Raw genomic sequence first — 22,017 nt, forward strand, 5'->3', positions numbered from 1 at the left:
TCACCCACGTCGCGATCTGCGGTGTTCATGCCATCGCGCTACAAAAGCGCATCAGTGCTGCTGCCTCACTGGATGGCCAGATGACTTGTGTATAACGATGAGCGCGGAGCATGGGAACGATCAACGCGCCGATCGTGCCTACGCTCTGCGTGGGTATGCAGCCGGGACGCTCCGCGTCCCATTGGCACTCCATCCCTGATCAATGCTACGCCCGCGCAGCCTTCCACGCCTTGCCCGCGAACGTGACGATCACTACCAGTACAGCACCGGCAATGATGCCTGCAACGGCGTCGATCAGCGTTGGGATGATCACTGACAATCCACCGACTGCACCCGCAGCGCTTGCCGTCACGCCTTCCACCCAGTGGTGGGCGAATGGCAGGCCGTGGACCAGGATCCCGCCACCGACCATGAACATGGCCGCCGTGCCGAGAATCGACAGCAGTTTCATCAACACCGGTGCCAGCCACAGCAGGCCAGCGCCGAGTTTCTGTGCGAACGAACTGGCGCTCTTCTTCAGATACAGACCCAGGTCATCCAGCTTCACGATGCCGGCCACCAGACCGTAGACGCCGACGGTGATCAGCACCGCCACGATAACCAGCACGCCGACCTGATCCATGAACGGCCGCGCCGCCACCACACCCAGTGCCAGCACGATGATTTCCGCCGAAAGGATGAAGTCAGTACGAATCGCGCCTTTGATACGCTCTTTCTCGAACGCCACCATGTCCACCGACGCATCGGTCGTGGCCTGTTTGCGCTGTTCGTGTTCGTCGGTGCCCTCCTTGTGCAGCCATTTGTGCGCGATTTTCTCAAAGCCTTCGAAGCACAGAAACGCACCGCCGATCATCAACAGCGGCAGGATCGCCCAAGGGGCGAAGGCGCTGATCAATAGCGCAGCAGGCACCAGAATCGCCTTGTTGAGCAATGAACCCTTGGCAACCGCCCAAACCACCGGCAATTCGCGGTCGGCCGACACGCCAGTCACCTGTTGCGCATTGAGCGCCAGATCATCACCCAGCACACCTGCGGTTTTCTTGGTGGCCAGCGCCACGTCATCCAACAGGGTGGCAATATCGTCAAGCAGGGTAAGCAAGCTTCCAGCAGCCAAAATCAAAGTCCTTGAGCAAGTAGAAAAACAAAACGGCGCGTATTGAATCACAGGCTACAGTCAGTCACATCACTCTGACTCGCAGCGCGCGGGAACGTTTGGTCGCACACGCTCAAGTCTGGTGCCTTACAGCAATTATTTCCAATACCCAGCCATGTCCCGACTGTTCTGATTGCCGTTCTTGACAGGGAGCGATCATGAACAGCATTTTCTGGCCCAAACGACAACAACACATCATCCGGGCCGTTCGGCTCGAGAAGCCTGAAAACTTTTCCCCCACGCTGACCAGCGCATTGAGCCAACTGGTGCGGCAGGCCAACCTGATTCGCGAACTGGAGCGCGCAGGCGAGAAGGATTCGATGCTGGTGCAGACCATTCTGGTGACGATTGCCAACCATCTGGCGACGGCGTCAGGGCAACTGGCAGACGAAGCGTCCCGTGAAGCGATGGGCCTGATCGCCGAGGGCTTGATGGGCTCGGTCTGGATAAAGGACACCGGCGCCCAACTGGCGGGGCTCGATGAGCAGGAACTGGTGAGCTACGTCGGCCCTTTGTCGACCTGGCTGGGAAAATCCCGGGAGACCGGTTTTTCGGCGTTCTTCGGCACGCCGAACCTGAGGCTTCAGGCGGTCTCCAACATCGTCGATCATTACCTCGACAGCAGCGTCGCAAGGCTTTCCCGGCAGCTCGGCGCCGAGCTCCAACAGCTACCTGCCTGCTCGTACAAGATCATCGATCTGATCGCCATCGGCGGCGAGGCCGACACGTTTCCCAAACATTTCGCCTATTTCATGCCCGAAGATCAGGGCATCAAGTACTCGCCCGTCAAACGAACCATAGTCTTCGCCAACACCTACCTGAGTCTCTACCAGCAGATTTCGCTGGAGCAAAAAGGCATCTTTGGCTGGACCGATGATGACCTCCCTGCAGCTCAGGACATCGAGCGCTACATGATGAGCTGGTTCCGGGGCCACGATCTGGGGCATTCCATCGTCTTGCCCGCCACCGATTACCGTCGCCTTAGCCGTCATGATCGCTGGGGCTCGATGGTCGCTCAGGAAACGGTGGCTGACGTGTTCGGTTTCCTGCTCGCCCTCACGCCCGATGTCGCCGACTGTCTTGAACTGGAATCTGACAAAATGGTGCGGTTCTATGTTCTGGAGTTGTTCCGCTACCTGCGGCGCGGCCCGGAACAGTTTCCAGATGCAGGCGCCGCCTACGCGCAGCTGAAAATGCTTGAAGATGCAGGCGTGCTGTCGGTGATTACGCCAGGCAGGATCCACATTGATTGCACAGCCTTTCCGGCCGCCATGATGCGCATCGCCAAAACATTGCTTGATGCCGTCATGTCCGACAATCTGGAAACCTTCGAGCGTTTCCTGAGAACCTATGGCGTACATCACGCCAGAAACACGGATGTCTTGTTCGGACTGTCGCTGTGCGAAACATCCCTTTTTTATGAACAGTCCCTGCTGGAGAGCAAGTAAGTGGAGTTTTACAACGGTTTTTTACTGAGTCTGTCGCTGTGCCTGGAGATCGGCCTGGCCAACATGGCCATGATCACCCTGTCGATGCAGCGCGGCTTCAGACAAGGTGTGTGGCTCGGTTTCGGGACCTGCATCGGCGACATGGTCTATGCGATTCTTGCCTTGGCAGGCATGGCGGTGTTGCTGCAGTACGAGGCAGTGCGCTGGGCACTGTGGCTGGGCGGTTCGGCGGTACTGGCCTACCTGTGCTTCAAGATGGTCGCCAGCGCCATACGGGTAAAGGCCGGCGTCAGTGGTTCGCAAACGCAGTGGGGTCGCACCAACTTCGCGCTGTTCTCCAAGGGAATCGTGCTGGCCATGTCGTCACCCAGCGCAATCCTGTGGTTCGCCGCAGTCGGTGGCGCGATCATCGCCAAACAGGGCGTCGACATGAACAGTTCGATCCTGTTCCTCTCGGGCTTTTTCAGCGCCGGGGTCTTCTGGACGCTGGTGCTGTGCGGCCTGGCCTACCATGGCGGGCAACTGCTGGGCGAGAAGATGCTGAGATGGACCTACATCGCATCGGCGCTGATTTTCGCCTATTTCACGTTATACGTTGTGGTTTCCGGCTACATGGAGTTTGTCAGCCCGCAGCCCGTCTTTGAGCATTGAGGCGTAACGCATCGGCGAAATGCCCATCACCTTGCGAAACGAATTGCACATGTGTCCCTGGTCGTAGAAGTACAACTCGGTTGCGACCCGGGCCGCTGCATCGCCCCGACGCAGCCGTTTGCGCACTTCGATTAGTCTGAGCTGTTTCAGGAACTGCATCGGCGCCAGGGACCTGGTCATCTTGAAGCTGCGCACCAGGTGGAACTTCGAGATGCCCGCCATGGCACTGATGTCCTGCAGATCAATGTCTTCGTACAGGTTGTCCTGCATGTATTCCACGACCCTGGCGGCCATATCGGGCTCCACGATCACCGGGGCCTCGCCGCGAAATCTGGAAAGCTCGGCCAACAGTTCGTAGGGCGCTTCTTCGCGCCGCGAAGGATCATTGGCCGCGTGCAGCGTGACAATGGCCTTGAACAGCGCATCGTCCTTCAGCGCGCCTTCATCGAACAGCGGCCCCTGCACCTCGCCGAACACCGACGCAACGTGTACCGCGTCGAGATGGACGCTGATGAAGCGTGCGCCTGTCGAATCGAACAGGGAAGACTGGACCGTCATGGGGTTGTAGAGCGTGACCTGCCCCGGCTGTACATCCTGTGATCGACCGTCATACCAGATCCGTTCGCTGCCGGAGAGGTTGGCGCTGATCACATATTCTTCATGGGTATGGCGGGGAAACTCGGCGTCGTGAGCCGACACCAGCGAGCATTCTGCAAAGGGTTGTTTCGATAAGGCTTCGATGATCGGCGTCATGTTTGTCATTCCTTGAACGGCACGCGATGTCCAGTCCCTGCGCAAGTGGCGAGATTATCAGCGCCCCCCTGAACAGGCAATGCGTGCCATGCCGGGCCTCAGAGCGGAATGTGGGTCGTCGACAATACCTGACGCAAGCCCATGAACGAACGGATCTGCCGCACGCCCGGCAAATACAGCAGCTGCTCGGCATGCAGGCGGTTGAAGCTCTGGCTGTCCCTGGTGCGCAGCAGCATGAAGTAGTCGAACTCGCCGGTGACGACGTGAAATTCCATGCACCCGGACACCTTCTGCGCCGCCGCTTCGAACTGCGCAAACGAGTCCGGCGTCGAGCGGTCCAGCACCACGCCGATCAGCACCACCATCCCGGCATCCAGCACTTCACCGTTCAGCAGCGCCACCACACCTTTGATAACACCACTTTCCTTGAGCCGCTCCACGCGCCGCAGACAGGCCGGCGGGCTGAGCCTGACCTTTTCCGCCAGCGCCACGTTGGAGATGGAGGCATCGACCTGCAGGGTCTTGAGAATGGTGCGGTCAATCCGGTCCAGCGGCGGCGTCTTCTCTGGCGTGAGCGTTTTGCCGGTTTCATTTATTGCTTTCATGTGTCTTTCCACGAAATAAATAAAAGTTTTGCTGGACTGACACTAACGCTAATTCGGTCAATGAACAATTCTTTGCAACCACGGTTATCCAGCTATTTCCTATGATAGGACCTGTTTCAGGCACAGCGTTAACCCCTCATGCCTGGCCTCACCTCTCAACGGAGACTCGATATGAACCTGAGCAAGTTCAAGCGCTACCCTCTGACATTCGGCCCCTCGCCCATCACACCACTCAAACGCCTGAGCGAACACCTGGGTGGCAAGGTCGAGCTGTATGCCAAGCGAGAGGACTGCAACAGCGGGCTGGCCTTTGGCGGCAACAAGACGCGCAAGCTGGAATATCTGGTGCCTGAAGCCATCGAGGGCGGCTACGACACGCTGGTATCGATTGGCGGCATCCAGTCCAACCAGACCCGTCAGGTCGCGGCCGTGGCAGCGCATCTGGGCATGAAGTGCGTGTTGGTTCAGGAAAACTGGGTCAATTATTCCGATGCGCTGTACGACCGGGTCGGCAACATCGAGATGTCCCGCATCATGGGCGCCGATGTGCGTCTGGATTCGGCAGGTTTCGACATCGGTATCCGTCCAAGCTGGGAAAAGGCCATGGCCGATGTGGTCGAGAGCGGCGGCAAGCCCTTCCCGATTCCAGCGGGTTGTTCGGAGCACCCATTTGGCGGTCTGGGGTTCGTACGCTTTGCCGATGAAGTGCGTCAGCAGGAAGAAGAACTGGGCTTCAAGTTCGATTACATCGTGGTCTGCTCAGTGACTGGCAGCACCCACGCGGGCATGCTGGTGGGCTTTGCCGCCGACGGACGCTCGCAGCGGGTCATCGGTATCGACGCCTCGGCCAAGCCGGAAAAGACCCGCGAACAGGTGCTGCGCATCGCCCAGAACACTGCGAAGCTGGTCGAGCTGGGCCGTGAGATCACCGCCGACGACGTTGTGCTCGACACCCGATACGCCTACCCCGAATACGGCCTGCCCAACGACGGCACGCTGGAAGCCATCCGCCTGTGCGCGCGCCTTGAGGGCGTGCTGACCGATCCGGTCTACGAAGGCAAATCCATGCACGGCATGATCGACATGGTCCGCAACGGCGAATTCCCCGAAGGCTCGAAGGTCCTTTACGCCCACCTGGGCGGCGTCCCGGCGCTGAACGCCTACAGCTTTCTGTTCAAGGACGGTTGAAGGCTGCCTGCGAGCGTTTGTGACGTTATCGAAAGCCCGCGAATATCGCGGGTTTTTCATTCGATACATTCATATGGAAGTGTCCAGGACTGAACGCACCTATTCTTTGCTTGCAGTAACTATCAGTTCCGACCCGATCCGCAACATCGACCGCTAAAATTCAACTAACCAGTGAACGCTCGGCGCACTTGTACGCTCTAACCGCGCAAGCTCAGCCTATTTACCAGAGCGTCAAGGTCGATGGATAACCTCAACTCACCCCAGTCAAACAACGCTGAAGCACTGTGCTTTCCCGAAGAGGGCGCAGAGATCGGTGCGCTTCTGCAAACGGCGGTGATGAATCAGTCGCCTCTGGGGCACCCCTCGCAATGGTCCGACTGCCTCAAGAATCTGATCGCCACCGCCCTGCCGGTGCACGCACAGATTGTGGTGTTCTGGGGGCCGCAGTTCATCGCGCTGTACAACGATGCGTATGCGCCAAGCATTGGCGATAAACACCCCGGCGCGCTGGGCCGTCCTGCCATCGAGAACTGGGGCGAGCTCTGGGATGACCTTGAACCGCTGCTGCAGGGTGTTCGTGACACGGGAAAAACATTCTCGGCCAAGGACCGTCCGTTCTATATAAAGCGCTTCGGTGCCGGAGAAACCGTTTACTTCAATGTGTCCTACTCCGCTGTTCGCGAGGCTGACGGTTCGATTGGTGGCGTGCTGTGCATCGTTACGGAAACCACCGAGCGCGTGCAATTCGAACGGCGTCAGGCGTTCCTGATCGAGCTGGGCCGAACATTGCCCTCAACTTCCGATCCCTGCGCCATCGAGCGCCATGTGCTGAGCCGCCTCAGGGGTGAACTGGCGGTTCAGCACATCGCACTCATCGGGATTGACGATGACGGCTCTCACCTGAAGACACTGCCGGCGGACCCGAATGATTCATCGTCCGAGATCCGGCACCTGCCCGAATGGACGGACAGCATGTCAGCGGACCTGCGCGCTGACCGCGCTGTGCTGCATGAAATAGCGGCCAGCCCGATCATTCCTGCCAATACAAGGATGGCTCGCTACACCGTCAGTCGACCTTCCTGCACAATCTACGTGCCAGTGGTGCTGCACGGAAAACTCGAAGCGGTGCTGAACATCCAGCCGTCGATCAAGAGTACCTTCGGCGATCACGAACTGGACCTCGCCCAGGAAGCCGCGAAGCAGGCTTGGCTGTGGATCAATCAGGCACGGGCTGAACGTGCACTGCGCGACCTGAATGAAAGCCTGGAACAGCGCGTCGTGACCATGCTCGCCCAGCGCGAGAAAGCCCTCGCCCAATTGCATGAGTCTCGCAAGATGGAAATGGTCGGTCAGCTCAGCGGCGGCGTGGCGCACGACTTCAACAATTTGCTGACACCGATCATGGCGTCGCTGGAACTGGTTCGCCGCCGCGTGGAAGACCCACGCTCCACGAAGCTGCTCGACAGCGCCATGCTGGCGGCCGACCGCGCCCGGACCCTGGTCGGCAGGCTGCTGACGTTTGCGCGGCGCCAGACGCTCGTGCCGGAGGCGATCAGGCTTGAAGGCCTGGTCGCAGAACTGAAAGACCTGATCGAGCGCTCGCTGGGGCCGATGATCGTCGTCGAAGTCGATATTCCAGACAGTCTGCCGGCAGTGTTTGTCGACCCACACCAATTGGAACTGGCGATCCTCAACCTGACAGTCAACGCGCGTGACGCACTGGAAGACGGTGGCCGTGTGACGATCAGCGCGCGGGCCGATTCGCTGAAAACCAGGACCGGCGATCATGTGCGACTGACTGTCAGCGACAACGGCTGCGGCATGAGCGAAGACACCCTCAAGCACTGCGTGGAGCCTTTCTATTCCACCAAGGGCGTTGGCAAAGGCACCGGGTTGGGCCTGTCGATGGTCCAGGGGCTGGCATTGCAATCGGGAGGCGAGTTCGACATTCGCTCCAAACCCGGTCAGGGCACCGAAGTGACGCTCTGGCTCCCAGTGGCCAGCAGTCCGGTCATGCAGGCAGAATCCAGGGCGCCGGAGACTCCGCTGCTCAAGGGTTCCGTCCATGTGCTGCTGGTCGATGACGAAGATCTGGTCAGGGACAGCACCGCGCACCTTTTGCAGGATCTGGGTTATCAGGTCACCGAAGCACCCTCCGCCGCAGTGGCGCTGGACCTGTTTGACGCAGGCCTGAGGCCCGATGTGCTGGTCACCGATTACGTCATGGCCGACATCACCGGCGTTCAACTGGCCCGGCAGATACGCCAGCGCATCAATGACCTGCCGATACTCATCATCACCGGCTACACCAATGCCAAGCCGGTGCCGACGGATGATTTCGAGGTTCTGGCCAAGCCCTTCCGCCGTCAGGACATTGCGTCACGTCTGGCGAATCTTGTCCAGGGCAGTGCTTGAGGGCATGCCTCGCTAAAGCCGGAAAGACTGACGCATGGCATTGCCCAGAAGGTCTACCGCTTCATCCATCCGCGAGCCCGGCGACCTCAGAAACACCACGTCATGCTCGGCGATCTCGGGCAGCCCTTCCAGTATCTGCATACCCTCGGTGACTCGGGAACGGTCGATCAGACTGATCCCCAATCCTGCTTCCACGCAGGCCTTGACGGCCTGATTCGAAGGACTTTCCAGCACGATACGCACCTTGCGGCCACATTCACCGAGTGACTCGAGCATCGCTTGCCGATACGGACATTGCGCGGCATGTACGGCCAGCGGAAGCACTTCAGACGTCTGCAGAGACTGCCCTTGTGGTCCGACCCACACCGGGCGAGTCGATACCAGCATCTGCGCATCGTCGCTCGCCTCGCCCTTGGGCAACGCCAACACCGCCGCCTGAAGCTTGCCGCGCTGTACCTGCTCGCGGAGGGCGTAGCTGGGTGCGGTTTTCAGTTCCAGCACCACATTGGGCCAGGCTGCGATGAACGTCGGCAGGATGTCGCGGATGACATGAGTGGCGTATTCATCCGGTACGCCCAGGGTGATGCGTCCGGCCAGACGGGTGCCGTGAAGGTCGGCGAGCACCCGGTCGTGAGTCGCCAGAAGCTCGGTCGTGGACAACAACAGCCGTTTGCCCAGCGCAGTGAGAGAAACCGACTGGTTGTCGCGATTGAGCAAGCGACCGCCTGCGACGGCCTCAAGACGCTGGACATGCACGCTCACAGCAGCCGGGCTTTTATGCAGTTGATCAGCTGCAGCCGAGAATTTGCCGATCCGGGCAACGGCATGAAAGGTTCTGATCAGTTCGATATCGAGCGTCGGCGTCATGATTCAATCTTCGTGAATAACTGATGTCGTTTATTTTGATTTATTAGATTACGCCTGTTTCGTAGTCTGTGGGCATGAACCAGCACCTATCGATAAAACACAGTGAAACCCTGCGACCTGATGGTCGGCGATCCCTACCGTTGCCGCTGCTCGAAGCGGGACTGATCCTGACGTGGAGTTCCGGATTCATCGGTGCCCGCTTCTCGATCGATTACGCCCCGCCGTTGTTGGTGGTGTTCTGGCGCTGCGTGCTGGTCTGCCTGATTCTTTTGCCCTTTGTGTTCCGGCAGTTGCGGCAGACCTCGCCTGCCGTGTTGCTGAAAAATGCAGGCATCGGTCTGCTGGCCATGACGGGCTATCTGGCGGGCATCACCCAGGGCATCGCGCTAGGCGTTCCGGCCGGGCTCGCGGCGCTGTTCGCCGACCTGCTGCCCATCGGGATGGCGCTGCTGGCAGCGCTGTTTCTGGGTCAGCGACTGGCCTGGCGCGTATGGGTCGGACTGGCCATCGGTCTGCTGGGTGTGGTGATCGCAACACAAGGTGCACTGGCCTGGGGTAAAGCGCCGTTATGGGCTTATGGTCTGCCACTGCTGGGCATGCTGTCGCTTGCGGTGGCGACACTCTGGCGCAAACGGTTGACCGCTTCGCAAACCATGGGGCTGCTGTCGAATCTGTGGTTGCAATGTTGCGTGTCCGGCATCGTCTTCGCCGTTATCGAAGGCGCACAAGGCGGACTGGCACCAGTACCCAGCACAGGGTTTGCTTTGAGCGTGGCGTGGACTGCAGGTTTGTCCACTCTGGGTGGTTACGGGCTTTACTGGGTTTGCCTGCGCCGGGCTTCCGAAACCCGGGTCGCGAGCGTCCTGTACCTCAGCCCGCCAGTGACCATGCTGCTGGCCTGGATGATGTTCGACGAGCCACTGTCCTGGCAGATGGCGTCAGGCATGCTGGTGTCGGGGCTGGGTATATGGGTGGTGGTCAGGGCGGAGAGGCGTAAGGCTGAAGCGGCCGGGTAGATGTCCCGCCCTTTATCCCTGACACAGTGCTGCATCAAAGCGAACACAGGACTGTGGGAGGGGGCTTGCGACATCGCCGCAAGCCCCCTCTTCAGACCTCAGATACGAAACCTTGCCACCATGTTCTGCAGATCACTGCCCAGACGGGCCAGCTCCACGGTCGAGGCTGCACTTTGCTCGGTGGCCGCTGCCGACTGATCGGCGATGTCGCGGACACTGAGCACGCTGCGGTTGATCTCTTCGGTCACAGCGCTCTGCTGTTCGGCAGATGCCGAAATCTGCTGGCTCATCTGCTCGATGGTGCTGATCGACTGGTTGATTTCCACCAGCGCCTGCTCGGCCTGACGCGCCAGCACCACGGTGCCTTCGGTGCGTTGCAGGCTGGCGTCCATCAGACCTGAGGCTGCGCCGGTGCCCTGCTGCAGCGCCTGGATCAGCGCTTCGATTTCGGTGGTGGAGTTCTGAGTGCGCTGGGCCAGCGAACGTACTTCATCGGCCACGACGGCAAAGCCGCGACCCTGTTCGCCTGCACGCGCCGCTTCGATGGCGGCGTTGAGCGCGAGCAGGTTGGTCTGTTCGGCGACCGCCTTGATCACGTCGATCACGCTGCCGATCTTGCCGCTGTCTTCGGTCAGGCGCTGCATGGCCTGGCCCAGTTCCTTGACCTCTCCCGCCAGTTGACCGATTTCCCTTGTGGCGTGCTGCACCACGCTGCTGCCGTGGGCCGCACGTTCGCTCGCCTGTTTCGCAGCCTTCGAAGCGTCTTCAGTGTTGCGGGCGACTTCCTGGACAGTCGACGCCATTTCGTTCATCGCCGTAGCGACCTGATCGACTTCGTTCTTCTGCTGGGCCACGCCAGCACTGGTCTGTTCGCTGCCTGCCGAAAGCTCTTCAGCAGCGGTCGCGATCTGCGTGATGCCGTTGCCGATTCCTCCGATCAGCCCGCGCAGCGAGACGGTCATGTGCTGCATGGTGTTCTGCAACAGACCCAACTCGTCCTGACGCGTGGTAGCTGTGTCTTGGGTCAGGTCGCCTTCAGCGATGCGTCGAGCGGCAATTACGGTGTCGTTCAACGGCACGGTGATCTGACGGGTAATGACGAAGGCCGCGAAGATGCCTATCAGCAACACTACCAGCGCCACGCTCAAAAGCTGCATCACAGCGGTGTTCTGCTCACGCTTGGCACTGACCACCTGCGCGGCGGCCAGCTCATCGGCACTGGCCGCTGTCGCGATGGACTGTTGTTGCAGGGTGCTGCGGATCTGATCGGTCTGCTGCAGCATCTCGGAAATGGATGCCATCAGCACTTTGTATTGCTTCAGGGCGTTCAATGCGGTGTCTACCGCGCCATTGGCTTCCACCGGCAGCTGGCTGCGTGCAGCGGCCACTTGGGCGATCAACGCATCGGCGGCGTTGTAGGTTGCCTGACGGTTGTCGGCAGTCGGAATGCTCAGGTAACGGCGAAAGATCAGACGGAAATTGGTCATGCCGTTGCGCAGATCACCGGCGATCTTGACCTGCTGGATACCGGTCTCACTCGGCGCACGCAACGTGTCGTCGATGGTTTTCTGCAACAGGTTTTCGAAAGTCGCACTGACCTCGTCCGACACCTTGATCAGCGGTTTGAGCGCGTCATCGACTTTCTGGTTGATGCTGACCAGTTGATCGAAAGTCTGCTTCAAACCGCCGACCTGTTCCTTGATGCTTTTCAGTTTCTGCAGGTTGCTCGATACGACGAACACATTCAGTCCCTGCTCGACGCTGCGACTCAGGGTGTCCAGCGCAGTGCCATAGACCTGCACACCGGCAGCGGTGGGTCCGGTTGCATAGGCTTGCGCGGCAATACGTGCATTCAGGACGTCATCCTTGATTTCGGCGATCTTGCTGCTCTTGCCCAGGCGCTCGATCAGCAGATTGGTGCTTGAGTAACCAATGGCCGTAACGGTCAGCACCCCCAGCAGAATCGCCGCAAAGCCCAAAGCGAGCTTTTTACTGACGTTAAGATTGTCCAACCATTTAGCGCTCATAGCCTGTGTGCCTCGATTTTTCGTAATGCACAGGAATCGGCGCGCAACTCGCTAACTTGATGGCTAACGTGATCGATATAACTGATCAATTGATAGGTATGACGTGCACGCCTTTGTTTACAGGCCCCGAGCAAGTATTAAGTTTTATTTAACTTATCAGGACGAACCTTTTTCAGATGACCGGTAGCCCTGCAAATCTCTCCCGCACGATTATATGATTAATGACATAAAGTACGGATAATGCCGACGGCCTTTCAAAGCGCCGGTGTTTTTGAGCAAAGGCCGTTATTACGAAACGAGAGTGTAAAGTTTGAAAGATCTGACTCATGAAGAGCTGGAGACTGAAGTCGCGCGCTTGCGCAGGGTCATTGAGGACGCAGGTCTTGAGTCGACGCCCGAAGGCATGCTCAAGAACCTTGCAGGCAAGACCGCCGAACATACTCAGGAACGTTATCGACTGGCCGCCAAAGCGACCAGCGATGCCATCTGGGACTGGGATCTGCAAGCCAATCAGGTGCTATGGAATGACGCGCTTGAAGACGCGTACGGGCACCCGCTCGCCTCGGTGGACGTGACGGGAGAATGGTGGCTTTCCCAGATCCATCCGGATGAACGTGCACACGTCTACGCGTCGATTCATCAAGTCATCGACGGCACCGATACCGCGTGGTCGCACGAGTACCGCTTCCGCCGCAACGACGGCACTTACGCCGATGTCCTTGATCGGGGCCATGTCCTGCGCAATACCGAAGGCCAAGCGGTTCGCATGATCGGCGCGATGCTGGATATGTCGGGAATGCGCAAGGCCGAGACCGCACTGCGTCAGAGCGAACAACGCTTCAGAACCATTCTTGAGACCATCGAATCCGCGTTCGCCATTGTGGAAGTGAAGTTCGATGACGATGACCGACCGATCGATTACCGTTTCGTGGAAGCCAACCCGGCATTCGAGCGCCAGGCAGGCGTCAACCTGCGCGGGAAATGGGTCACCGAGTTTGCGCCGGACCTGGAGCGCTTCTGGTTCGAGACGTATGGACACGTTGCCAAGACCGGAGAGCCCGCGACCTTCGAGAACTACGCCGAAGCGTTCAAGCGCTGGTTCGATGTGCGTGCGGTCAGCGTCGGAGATCCCGCCGACAGACAGATCGCGATCATCTTCAGCGATGTCACCGAGCGGCGAAATGCTCAGGACCGTCTGCGCATCAGCGAAGCCGTCGCGCGACAGAACGTCGAGCGTGTGCAGCTTGCCCTGGCGGCAGGCGCGATCATAGGCACCTGGCACTGGGACGTGCCAGGAGACAGCCTGACCATTGATGAAGCCTTCTCGCGTGCGTTCGGCCTTGACCCCGCGCTTGGGCATGAAGGTCTCACAATGGAGCAGGTGATCGGCTCGGTGCACCCCGAAGACCGAGCCAGGCTGAAGGCCGCCATCGACGAGGCCATCAAGACAGGCGGCGCCTACGCTCACCAGTACCGTGTACGCCGCGCCGACGGAAAGTATTACTGGATCGAAGCGAACGGACGCGTGGATCTCGCCGAAGACGGCACTGCGCTAAGCCTGCCCGGGGTCGTCATTGACGTCGAGGGACGACGCTCCGTGGAAGCCGAACGCGATCGCGCGACCGCCGCCTTGCGCGCACTCAATGAAACCCTGGAGCAGCGTGTAGCAGAACGAACGGTCGAGCTGATGCAGGCCGAAGAGAAACTGCGCCAGTCACAGAAAATGGAAGCCGTCGGGCAATTGACCGGCGGCCTGGCCCACGACTTCAACAATTTGCTGGCGGGTATTTCGGGCGCTCTTGAGCTGATCGCACTGAGAACATCGCAAGGCCGGTGGCAGGAAACCGAAAAGTACATCCTGACGGCGCAAGGCGCCGCCCGGCGTGCCGCCTCGCTGACTCACCGCCTGCTCGCATTTTCCCGCAGGCAGACCCTGGACCCGCGCCCCACCGATGTGAATATGCTGATGGAAGGCATGGGCGAGCTGATCCAGCGTACGGTGGGGCCCAGCATTACCGTCGAGACAGTGGGTGCAGTCGATGTCTGGCCGACGCTGGTCGATGCCAGCCAGCTTGAAAACGCTCTCCTGAACCTCTGTATCAATGCCCGCGATGCCATGCCGAACGGCGGACGCATCACCATCGAGACCGCCAATGTGTGGATGGATCCTGACACGGCCCGGACTCATGAGATGCCGGAAGGAGACTACCTGTCGCTGACCGTGACAGACACCGGCACCGGCATGCCGCCGGACATCATCGCCAAGGCATTCGACCCCTTCTTCACCACCAAACCCATCGGTCAAGGCACCGGCCTGGGACTGTCCATGATTTACGGGTTCGCCAGACAGTCCGGTGGTCAGGCGCGCATATGCTCGGCCGTCGGGCTGGGAACGTCGATATGCATCTACCTGCCCCGCTACCACGGTAGCGCGGACAAGCAGGCTCATGAGATCGACAACACGTCCGCAGCGCCGACACAGTCCGGCGAAACCATTCTGATCGTGGACGATGAGCCGAGCGTGCGCATGTTGCTGATGGATGTGCTGGGCGGTCTCGACTACAGCCTGATCGAGGCGGGAGACAGTATCGCTGGCTTGAAAGTACTGCGGTCCGATGTGCACATCGACCTGCTCATTACCGATGTCGGTCTGCCCGGCGGCATGAACGGGCGGCAGATGGCCGACGCGGGACGTGAAGTAAGGCCGGACCTGAAAACCCTGTTCATCACGGGCTATGCCGAAAACGCAGTCATTGGCGGAGGCCGTCTGGGGCCAGGAATGGAAGTGCTCACCAAGCCTTTTTCCATCGATACGCTGGCAGCCAGAGTGCGCGAACTGATCGACACGTAAAACGCATTCAGGATATTCGGCATCGTGGACTGGCTCGTTCCGCCCTGTGCCGGACGCCTGGGAGACCGGGTCGCCGAACAAGCATCATTCAGGGCACTCTGCGATAACCCAGCAGTCTGCTCCTTACACCCTATTGCACAGCGGAGCCCTCATGATCACTGTTCACCACCTCAATAACTCGCGCTCGCAACGCATTCTCTGGCTGCTGGAAGAGCTGGGCCTGCCCTACGAGATCAAGCGTTACGAGCGCGATGCCAAGACCAACCTGGCGCCACCCGAGCTCAAGGAAATTCATCCGCTGGGCAAGTCGCCGGTGATTCAGGACGGCCCTCATGTGGTGATCGAGTCCGCCGCCATCATCGACTACCTGATCCGTCGTCACGGCGAAGGCCGTCTGCAACCGGACCCTGCCGGTGCGACTTATGACGAGTACGTGCAGTGGCTGCACTTCGCCGAAGGCTCGGCGATGCTGCCGCTCATGCTTGATCTGTACGTCGGACGCCTGGGCGATGCAGGCGCACCGCTGCATCCGCGTATCGAATCGGAAGTCGCCAACTACCTCGGTTATCTGAACGACACGCTGGGCCTGACGCCTTATCTGGTGGGCGAAGCGCTGACCGGTGCCGACATTCAGATGAGCTTCATCGGCGAACTCGCCAAGGCGCGTGGCAAGCTGCAGCCTTATCCGAACCTAGCGGCATGGGTCGAGAAATTCCAAGCCAGACCGGCCTATCGCGCGGCGCTGGAAAAAGGCGGCGAGTATTCGTTCGCAAAATAAGGGGGCGAGCCAGCCAGGCGTCCTGTGACGCCTGGTGACTGTTCAGCAGGTCTCAGCGGTTGTTGCGCAGGATGGAAAAATTCAGCGCAGCCGCCACGCAGAGCCAGACCAGATAGGGAAACAGCATCAGTCCGGTGATCACATCAAGACGCAACGCCATCACCAACATGGCCGCTACAACGAGCCAAAGCAGCGTAATGATCACCATCCCGGCCAACAACTTGTGCGCGCCGAAGAACACCGGCGTCCAGAGCGTGTTCAACGCGATCTGCGCAGCCCACAGTGCCAACACTTCCTGGCTTCCAGGGATCAGGCTCAGGCGATAACCGGCCCAGGCCAGCAGCAGGTAGATGGTTGTCCAGGCCACCGGGAACAGCCAGTTCGGCGGCGTGAAACTCGGCTTGGTCAGCGACTCGTACCATTGCCCGGGCTTGAAGATGATGCCGGTGCTCGCGGCCGCCGCGCAGGCGAGAAGAAAAATGAAGAAGGTCATCGTCGGTCCTTGAGAGGGAAAGTGGTCTGGCGCTTACCCCTTCAATGACTCGCTAGCGGTGTCAGAAATTCAATATGTCGGTGAGGTTGTTTCACGCAACAGAGATCTGACCGTGGGAGGCGCCACTACGTCTTCGACTTAGCGCTGTCGCGCAGCAAACACCGGGCGTCGTGGGAGCGGACTTGTCCGCGAATGCAGTGTTTCAGCCACCGCACATGCGTCGGATGTACCGGCCTTTTCGCGGACAAACGGAACGCCGCCCGGTCCGCTCCCACAAAATCCAGTTTCTTCAGTGACTTATGGGTTATTTGATAAGAGGCGGCCCAGTGTTTGCTGCAAGACAGCGCTGTGTCAGAGACACAGGGGCATCTCCCACAATAGTTTTCCAATCAAAAATTCATGCACCAGGCGATAACCCGCGACTCGAAACTGGCACTCAATGACTGATCATCCAAGGCCGCCCCGCTGGTTTGCCTTTCAGCGCATGTGGATTCGCCTTGGTCGGGACCGGTCGGGTCGTAGGGCCGCAGCAACTGCAACCGCTCGGGTGGCCACGGCTTTCCTTGTATTGATCGAGCGTTTTCGGTTCATGGGCGCTGCGCTCGTTGCGGGCGATGGCGTTGCGGGTGTTGCCTGCCATGGTGCTCAGGCCCGGCGCCGAAAGGATCACGCGCATGCTGGACGCGCCACACTCGGGACACTCACAGGGCAGCGCGCTTTCGGCCATGGGTCGCAGTGACGTGAAGTCGCCGCAGTGGGGGCAGTCGTATTCGTACATGGGCATGCTGCATTCCTCGAAATTGAGATCGACACAGTGCGGACGGACACCGCTCGTCTTTCACGAGCGGTGCGCACCGTGGAACCTACTTGTCCTGAGCAATCGGCAAATCGACAGTGCCATCGATGAACTTGGTCGGGCCGTTGGCGTTCGGGTTGATATCGAACTTGAAAATCTCGGTCGGCAGCCACAGCGTCGCGCAGGCGTTTGGCACGTCCACCACGCCACTGATATGGCCCTGAACCGGCGCCGAACCCAACAGCGAATAACCTTGCGCAGGTGAATAGCCGAACTTGGTCATGTAATTGATCGCGTTCAGGCACGCCTGCCGGTAGGCGACGTTCACGTCCAGGTAATGCTGCTGCCCCGCTTCGTCGACCGAGATGCCTTCGAAGATCAGGTAATTGTTGTAATTGGGCACGATGGGGCTGGGTTTGAAGACCGGGTTCTTGATCCCGTACTTGGCCATGCCGCCCTTGATCAGTTCGACCCGCATGTGCACCCAACCGGCCATTTCGATGGCGCCGCAGAAGGTGATTTCGCCGTCGCCCTGGCTGAAGTGCAAGTCACCCACCGACAGACCCGCGCCGTCGACATAGACCGGGAAGAACACTTTCGAACCCCGGGACAGGTCCTTGATATCGCAGTTGCCGCCATGCTCACGAGGCGGCACGGTGCGTGCGCCGGTCGCGGCAGCCATGTCACGGGCCGGCCCCTTCAGCTTGCCCAGATGAGCAGTCGCGGCAAACGGCGGGCAGGCCAGCACCGGAATGCGATCAGGGTCGGTGTCGATCAGTTCCTGCTCGCGGCGATTCCACTCGGCAAGCATCTTGTGGTCAGGCAGACAGCCAATCAGACCGGGGTGGATCAACCCGGCAAACTCGACACCGGGGATGTGCCGCGAGCTGGCCATCATGCCCTTGAAATCCCAGATGGATTTCTGCGCCAACGGGAAGTGTTCGGTCAGAAAGCCGCCACCGTTCTGTTTGGAAAAAAAGCCGTTGAAACCCCACTGCGAATCCGCGCGGGCACCAATATCCAGCAGGTCCACCACCAGCAGGTCGCCGGGTTCGGCGCCATGCACGCCTACGGGGCCGGACAGGTAGTGCACGGTGGTCAGGTCCACGTCGCGCACGTCGCTGGCATCGTCATCGTTCTTGATCGCACCAGCGGTCCAGTCGTAGGTTTCGAGAATGAAGTCGTCACCCGGCTTGACCCAGCAGGCCATCGGAATGTCCGGGTGCCAGCGGTTGTGAATCTGCTCGTTCTCGGTGACAGGCTGGTTCAGGTCGACTTTGATCAGGGTTTCGGTCATGGCGGTTCTCCTGCGGTCTCGGTTCAATTCGATCGTTAGGTAAAGTCACTGCAGTTAAAAAGAGGGCACACGGTTCAAGGGCTACACCGACAGGTAGCGACTGATCGTCGCTTCGTCGATATTGGCGCGGGCTTCCTCGACCACGAAGCGGCCCTTCTCGATCACCAGGAACCGGTCGGCGATTTCCAGGGTGAACGACAGCACCTGCTCGGAGACCACGATGGTCAGGTTGCGCAGGCTGCGGATTTCCTTGAGGGTGCGGGCGATGTCCTTGATGATCGACGGCTGGATGCCTTCAGTCGGCTCGTCGAGCAATAGCACCTTGGGGTTGGTCGCCAACGCACGGGCGATTGCCAGTTGCTGTTGCTGCCCGCCGGACAGGTTGCCGCCACGACGTCCGCGCATATCGAACAGCACCGGGAACAGTGCGTACAGGTCCTCCGGCACCTTGCCGTTGGCTGACGCGGGCAATCCGGTCTGGATGTTTTCCAGCACGCTCATCGACGGAAAGATCATGCGACCCTGCGGCACATAGGCCATGCCGTGTCCGACCCGCGAATGGGTTTCCATCGCCGACACGTCTACGCCATCCACCTGCACCTGCCCGCCCCATTGCGGCAAGATGCCCATCAGGCTCTTGAACAGCGTGGTCTTGCCCATGCCGTTGCGGCCCATGACCGCGACGATTTCCTGTTTCTCGACGTTGAGGTTCAGGTCATGAAGAATCTGGCTCTGGCCATAGCCACAGCTCAGTTGTTGAATCGTGAACATGCGGTGCTCCTCAATGGCCCAGGTAGACTTCGATGACTTTCGGGTTCTTCTGCACCGACTCCATGCTGCCTTCGGCCAGCACCTTGCCCTGATGCAGCACCGTGACCTTGTGGGCGATGCTCTTGACGAATTCCATGTCGTGCTCGATCACCAGCACCGAGCGGCCCTGGCTGATGCGATTCAACAGATCGGCGGTCTGCGCACGTTCACTGACGCTCATGCCGGCGACGGGCTCGTCGAGCATCAGCAGTTCCGGGTCCTGCATCAGCAACATGCCGATTTCCAGCCACTGCTTCTGGCCGTGGGACAGAAGCCCGGCCTGCTGTTGCAGCAGGTCGCCGAGAAAAATGTCGGCGGCCACCTGTCGGACCCGCTCCAGCACTTCACTTGAGCGCCTGAAGAACAGCGCGCCGAACACACTGCGGCCGGCCGGAAAGGACATTTCCAGGTTCTCGAACACGCTGAGGTTGTCGTAGATCGACGGGGTCTGGAATTTGCGCCCCACGCCTGCACGGACGATGTCGTACTCGTTCATCCGGGTCAGTTCACGGTCCTTGAACTGGATGCTGCCGCCCGTTGCGCGGGTCTTGCCGCAGATCAGGTCGAGGACCGTGGTCTTGCCCGCACCGTTGGGGCCGATCACCACGCGCACCTCGTTGCGGTCGATGTACAGGTTGAGATCATCGACCGCCTTGAAGCCGTCGAATGACACGGTCAGACCTTCGATGGCCAGCACCGGCTTGTTCATCTGGAAGCCTGTCGGGCTGCTCATGGCTGGGTCTCCAACGGGCGGGCGGGTTGTTTTTCAGTGGTCGAAGGTGTGGACGCCTTGCTGACTGGCGCAGGTCTGGACCCGAATCTGCCCAGCCATTTGCGACCGTGGCTTTCCCAAAGACCCGTCAGGCCATTGGGGAAGTACATGACCACCGCGATGAACAGGCCGCCCATGAGGTACAGCCACAGCTCAGGAAAGGATTCGGAGAAGTAGGTCTTGCCGTAATTCACCAGCAACGAGCCGTACACCGCGCCCAGCAGCGACATGCGCCCGCCGACGGCGGCAAAGATGACCATCTCGATGGACGGCACGATGCCGACGAACGAAGGCGACATGAAGCCCACCTGCAACGCGAACATCGCCCCGCCGATTGCGGAGAACCCGGCCGCCACGCAGTAGACGAAGACCTTGAACGCCGCCACGTCGTAGCCCGAGAAGCGCACCCGTTCTTCCTTGTCGCGCATGGCCATCAGCAGTCGACCGAGCTTGGAATAGAGGATGAATTTGCCAATCAGAATGCAGCCGAGCAGCAGCGCGGCATTGATGAAGTACAGCGCCAGCTTCGCGCCGTCACCACGGATGTCCCAACCCAACAGCGTCTTGAGGTCGGTAATGCCGTTCACCCCGCCGGTCAGGCCCTGCTGACCGATGATCAGCACGGTCAGGATCAGCGCGATGGCCTGGGTCACGATGGAGAAATACACATCGCCCACCCGCCGCCGAAACAACGCGGCGCCGATGATCAGCGCGAGGATGACCGGCACCAGCACCACCGCGATCACGGTGAAGGTGAAGCTGTGAAACGGCACCCACAGCCACGGCAGTTCGGTGATCTGGTTCCAGTCCATGAAATCCGGAATGCCGGGAGTGGACTGGATTTTGGTGCTCTCGGGGTCCGACGCTTCCAGCTTCAGAAACATGGCCATGCAGTAGCCGCCCAGCCCGAAAAACACCCCCTGCCCCAGGCTGAGAATGCCGCCGTAGCCCCAGCACAGGACCAGTCCGACCGCGACGAAGGCGTAGGTCAGGTACTTGCCGACCATGTTCAGGCGAAAGGCATCCAGGGTCAGCGGAAACACCACCAGAATCAGGGCAGCGAGGATCAGCAGGCCGATCACACCCTGACGGCCACCGAGCATTTTGTTGAGCGCGTTCATCGTTCGGCCTCTATTTGCGGACTTTGCTGGAAAACAAGCCTTGCGGGCGCATCAGCAGGATCAGGATCACGGCCGACAACGTCAGCACTTTGGCCATCGAGCCACTCATGAAGAACTCGGAAATCGACTGCGCCTGGGCAATCGCGAACGCCGAAGCGATGGTGCCGAACAGGCTCTGTGCGCCGCCAAAGACCACCACCAGAAAGGTGTCGACGATGTACAGCGAACCGGCTGTGGGCCCTGTGGAGCCGATGGTGGTGAACGCCGCACCGGCAACACCGGCCACCCCACAGCCCAGCGCGAAAGTCATGCGGTCGACCTGACGGGTGTTGATGCCGACGGCGCGGCTCATGATGCGGTTCTGCACCGTGGCGCGAACGTGCAGGCCCCAGCGGGTGCGGTAGAGCATCAGGAAAATGCCACCGGTCATCAGGATGCTGAGGCCCATGACGAACAGGCCGTTGCGCGGAATTTCGATGGCATCGGTCAGGTTCACGGCGCCCATCAGCCATTCCGGCGGCGTGGCGCTGACTTCACGCGCACCGAAGATCGAGCGAAACGCCTGCTGCATGACCAGCGACAGACCCCAGGTCGCCAGCAGGGTGTCGAGTGGCCGATGGTAGAGACGGCTGATCATCACCCGCTCCACCACCCAGCCAATCGATCCGGCCACCACGAACGACAGCGCGATGGCGAAAAAAAAGTAGTACGGCTGCATCCACGGCAGATAGGTCTGCACCAGCGTCGACAGCACGTACGTGGTGTAGGCGCCGATGGTGAGAAACTCACCGTGGGCCATGTTGATCACGCCCATCTGGCCAAAAATGATCGCCAGCCCCAAGGCCATCAACAGCAGTACGCAAAACACGGACAGACCGTTGAACCCCTGCATGGCCGCGATGGCACCAAATTCCGATAGCCATTCCATGATGGTGGTCTCCAAGGGTGAATGACGGGGGTCACGAGGCTGTCGGCT

The 22,017-nt window shown here is 59.9% G+C and carries 19 protein-coding genes and 1 pseudogene; 7 read left to right on the forward strand and 13 right to left on the reverse strand.

From position 1 onward, the window contains the following. Positions 1-205: 205 nt before the first annotated feature. Positions 206-1,114: a DUF808 domain-containing protein gene (locus tag QRN20_RS02005; protein WP_285359967.1), complete on the reverse strand. Its 909-nt coding sequence runs from the start codon at positions 1,112-1,114 to the stop codon at positions 206-208. A 197-nt stretch (positions 1,115-1,311) separates the two neighbouring features. Between QRN20_RS02005 and QRN20_RS02010 the strand changes: the two genes are divergently transcribed. Continuing rightward, a complete protein-coding gene (locus QRN20_RS02010; RefSeq protein ID WP_122575345.1) occupies positions 1,312-2,601 on the forward strand; it encodes a DUF8614 domain-containing protein in 1,290 nt (429 codons plus the stop codon). Then, entirely contained in the window at positions 2,602-3,252 is a 651-nt protein-coding gene (locus QRN20_RS02015; RefSeq protein WP_025994294.1) for a LysE family translocator, read from the forward strand. Here the strand turns inward: QRN20_RS02015 and QRN20_RS02020 are convergent. Together QRN20_RS02020 and QRN20_RS02025 are read right to left on the reverse strand one after the other, a co-directional pair. Further along, positions 3,190-4,005, reverse strand: a complete 816-nt coding sequence (locus tag QRN20_RS02020; RefSeq protein ID WP_285359968.1) for an AraC family transcriptional regulator — start codon at positions 4,003-4,005, stop codon at positions 3,190-3,192. The two genes, QRN20_RS02015 and QRN20_RS02020, sit on opposite strands and share 63 nt — an antisense overlap. A 98-nt stretch (positions 4,006-4,103) precedes the next feature. After that, positions 4,104-4,610: an Lrp/AsnC family transcriptional regulator gene (locus tag QRN20_RS02025; protein ID WP_025994293.1), complete on the reverse strand. Its 507-nt coding sequence runs from the start codon at positions 4,608-4,610 to the stop codon at positions 4,104-4,106. A gap of 171 nt (positions 4,611-4,781) precedes the next feature. Here QRN20_RS02025 and QRN20_RS02030 point away from each other — a divergent pair, with 171 nt between their 5' ends. Both QRN20_RS02030 and QRN20_RS02035 read left to right on the forward strand, forming a co-directional pair. Further along, positions 4,782-5,798 carry a 1-aminocyclopropane-1-carboxylate deaminase gene (locus tag QRN20_RS02030; RefSeq protein ID WP_058432814.1) on the forward strand — a complete coding sequence of 339 codons (1,017 nt, stop codon included), beginning with the start codon at positions 4,782-4,784 and terminating at the stop codon, positions 5,796-5,798. Between the two features lie 240 nt (positions 5,799-6,038). Continuing rightward, complete coding sequence (locus QRN20_RS02035; RefSeq protein WP_122500843.1) at positions 6,039-8,213, forward strand: hybrid sensor histidine kinase/response regulator; 2,175 nt, start codon at positions 6,039-6,041, stop codon at positions 8,211-8,213. Positions 8,214-8,225: 12 nt separating this feature from the next. Here QRN20_RS02035 and QRN20_RS02040 read toward each other — a convergent pair whose 3' ends face one another. Further along, positions 8,226-9,080, reverse strand: a complete 855-nt coding sequence (locus QRN20_RS02040; protein WP_088235630.1) for a LysR family transcriptional regulator — start codon at positions 9,078-9,080, stop codon at positions 8,226-8,228. A 74-nt stretch (positions 9,081-9,154) separates the two neighbouring features. Between QRN20_RS02040 and QRN20_RS02045 the strand changes: the two genes are divergently transcribed. Further along, positions 9,155-10,096 (forward strand): DMT family transporter, encoded by a 942-nt coding sequence (locus QRN20_RS02045; RefSeq protein WP_122500841.1) that lies wholly within the window; start codon positions 9,155-9,157, stop codon positions 10,094-10,096. Positions 10,097-10,194: 98 nt separating this feature from the next. On the opposite strand, the gene QRN20_RS26735 is transcribed toward QRN20_RS02045, so the two are convergent. Together QRN20_RS26735 and QRN20_RS26740 are read right to left on the reverse strand one after the other, a co-directional pair. Then, positions 10,195-10,908, reverse strand: a complete 714-nt coding sequence (locus QRN20_RS26735) for a methyl-accepting chemotaxis protein (protein WP_406656070.1) — start codon at positions 10,906-10,908, stop codon at positions 10,195-10,197. Positions 10,909-10,941: 33 nt separating this feature from the next. After that, positions 10,942-12,123 (reverse strand): annotated as a pseudogene (locus QRN20_RS26740) (methyl-accepting chemotaxis protein); the annotation flags it as partial. Between the two features lie 403 nt (positions 12,124-12,526). Here QRN20_RS26740 and QRN20_RS02055 point away from each other — a divergent pair. Together QRN20_RS02055 and QRN20_RS02060 are read left to right on the forward strand one after the other, a co-directional pair. Further along, positions 12,527-14,974 carry a PAS domain-containing protein gene (locus tag QRN20_RS02055; RefSeq protein ID WP_122434075.1) on the forward strand — a complete coding sequence of 816 codons (2,448 nt, stop codon included), beginning with the start codon at positions 12,527-12,529 and terminating at the stop codon, positions 14,972-14,974. Positions 14,975-15,125: 151 nt separating this feature from the next. Further along, complete coding sequence (locus QRN20_RS02060) at positions 15,126-15,752, forward strand: glutathione S-transferase family protein (protein WP_029244030.1); 627 nt, start codon at positions 15,126-15,128, stop codon at positions 15,750-15,752. A gap of 52 nt (positions 15,753-15,804) precedes the next feature. Here the strand turns inward: QRN20_RS02060 and tspO are convergent, their stop codons facing one another. The 7 genes from tspO to urtB form a co-directional block, all read right to left on the reverse strand. After that, positions 15,805-16,245, reverse strand: a complete 441-nt coding sequence (tspO, locus tag QRN20_RS02065) for a tryptophan-rich sensory protein TspO (protein ID WP_029244029.1) — start codon at positions 16,243-16,245, stop codon at positions 15,805-15,807. Between the two features lie 436 nt (positions 16,246-16,681). Beyond that, entirely contained in the window at positions 16,682-17,029 is a 348-nt protein-coding gene (locus QRN20_RS02070; protein ID WP_029244028.1) for an FmdB family zinc ribbon protein, read from the reverse strand. Between the two features lie 79 nt (positions 17,030-17,108). After that, on the reverse strand, positions 17,109-18,338 hold the full coding sequence (gene fmdA, locus QRN20_RS02075; protein ID WP_285359969.1) for a formamidase: 1,230 nt from the start codon (positions 18,336-18,338) through the stop codon (positions 17,109-17,111). 81 nt (positions 18,339-18,419) lie between these two features. Beyond that, entirely contained in the window at positions 18,420-19,109 is a 690-nt protein-coding gene (urtE, locus tag QRN20_RS02080) for an urea ABC transporter ATP-binding subunit UrtE (RefSeq protein WP_029244026.1), read from the reverse strand. Positions 19,110-19,119: 10 nt separating this feature from the next. Further along, positions 19,120-19,881, reverse strand: coding sequence for an urea ABC transporter ATP-binding protein UrtD (gene urtD / locus QRN20_RS02085; RefSeq protein ID WP_004886694.1), 762 nt, complete (start codon positions 19,879-19,881; stop codon positions 19,120-19,122). Beyond that, positions 19,878-21,041 (reverse strand): urea ABC transporter permease subunit UrtC, encoded by a 1,164-nt coding sequence (urtC, locus tag QRN20_RS02090; RefSeq protein ID WP_029244025.1) that lies wholly within the window; start codon positions 21,039-21,041, stop codon positions 19,878-19,880. Before urtC ends, urtD begins: the two co-directional genes overlap by 4 nt. A gap of 10 nt (positions 21,042-21,051) precedes the next feature. Beyond that, positions 21,052-21,969 (reverse strand): urea ABC transporter permease subunit UrtB, encoded by a 918-nt coding sequence (gene urtB, locus QRN20_RS02095; RefSeq protein ID WP_004886699.1) that lies wholly within the window; start codon positions 21,967-21,969, stop codon positions 21,052-21,054. Positions 21,970-22,017: the final 48 nt, after the last annotated feature.

This window comes from Pseudomonas sp. fls2-241-TYG-175, assembly GCF_030209155.1.
GTDB classification, from domain to species: Bacteria; Pseudomonadota; Gammaproteobacteria; order Pseudomonadales; family Pseudomonadaceae; genus Aquipseudomonas; species Aquipseudomonas viridiflava.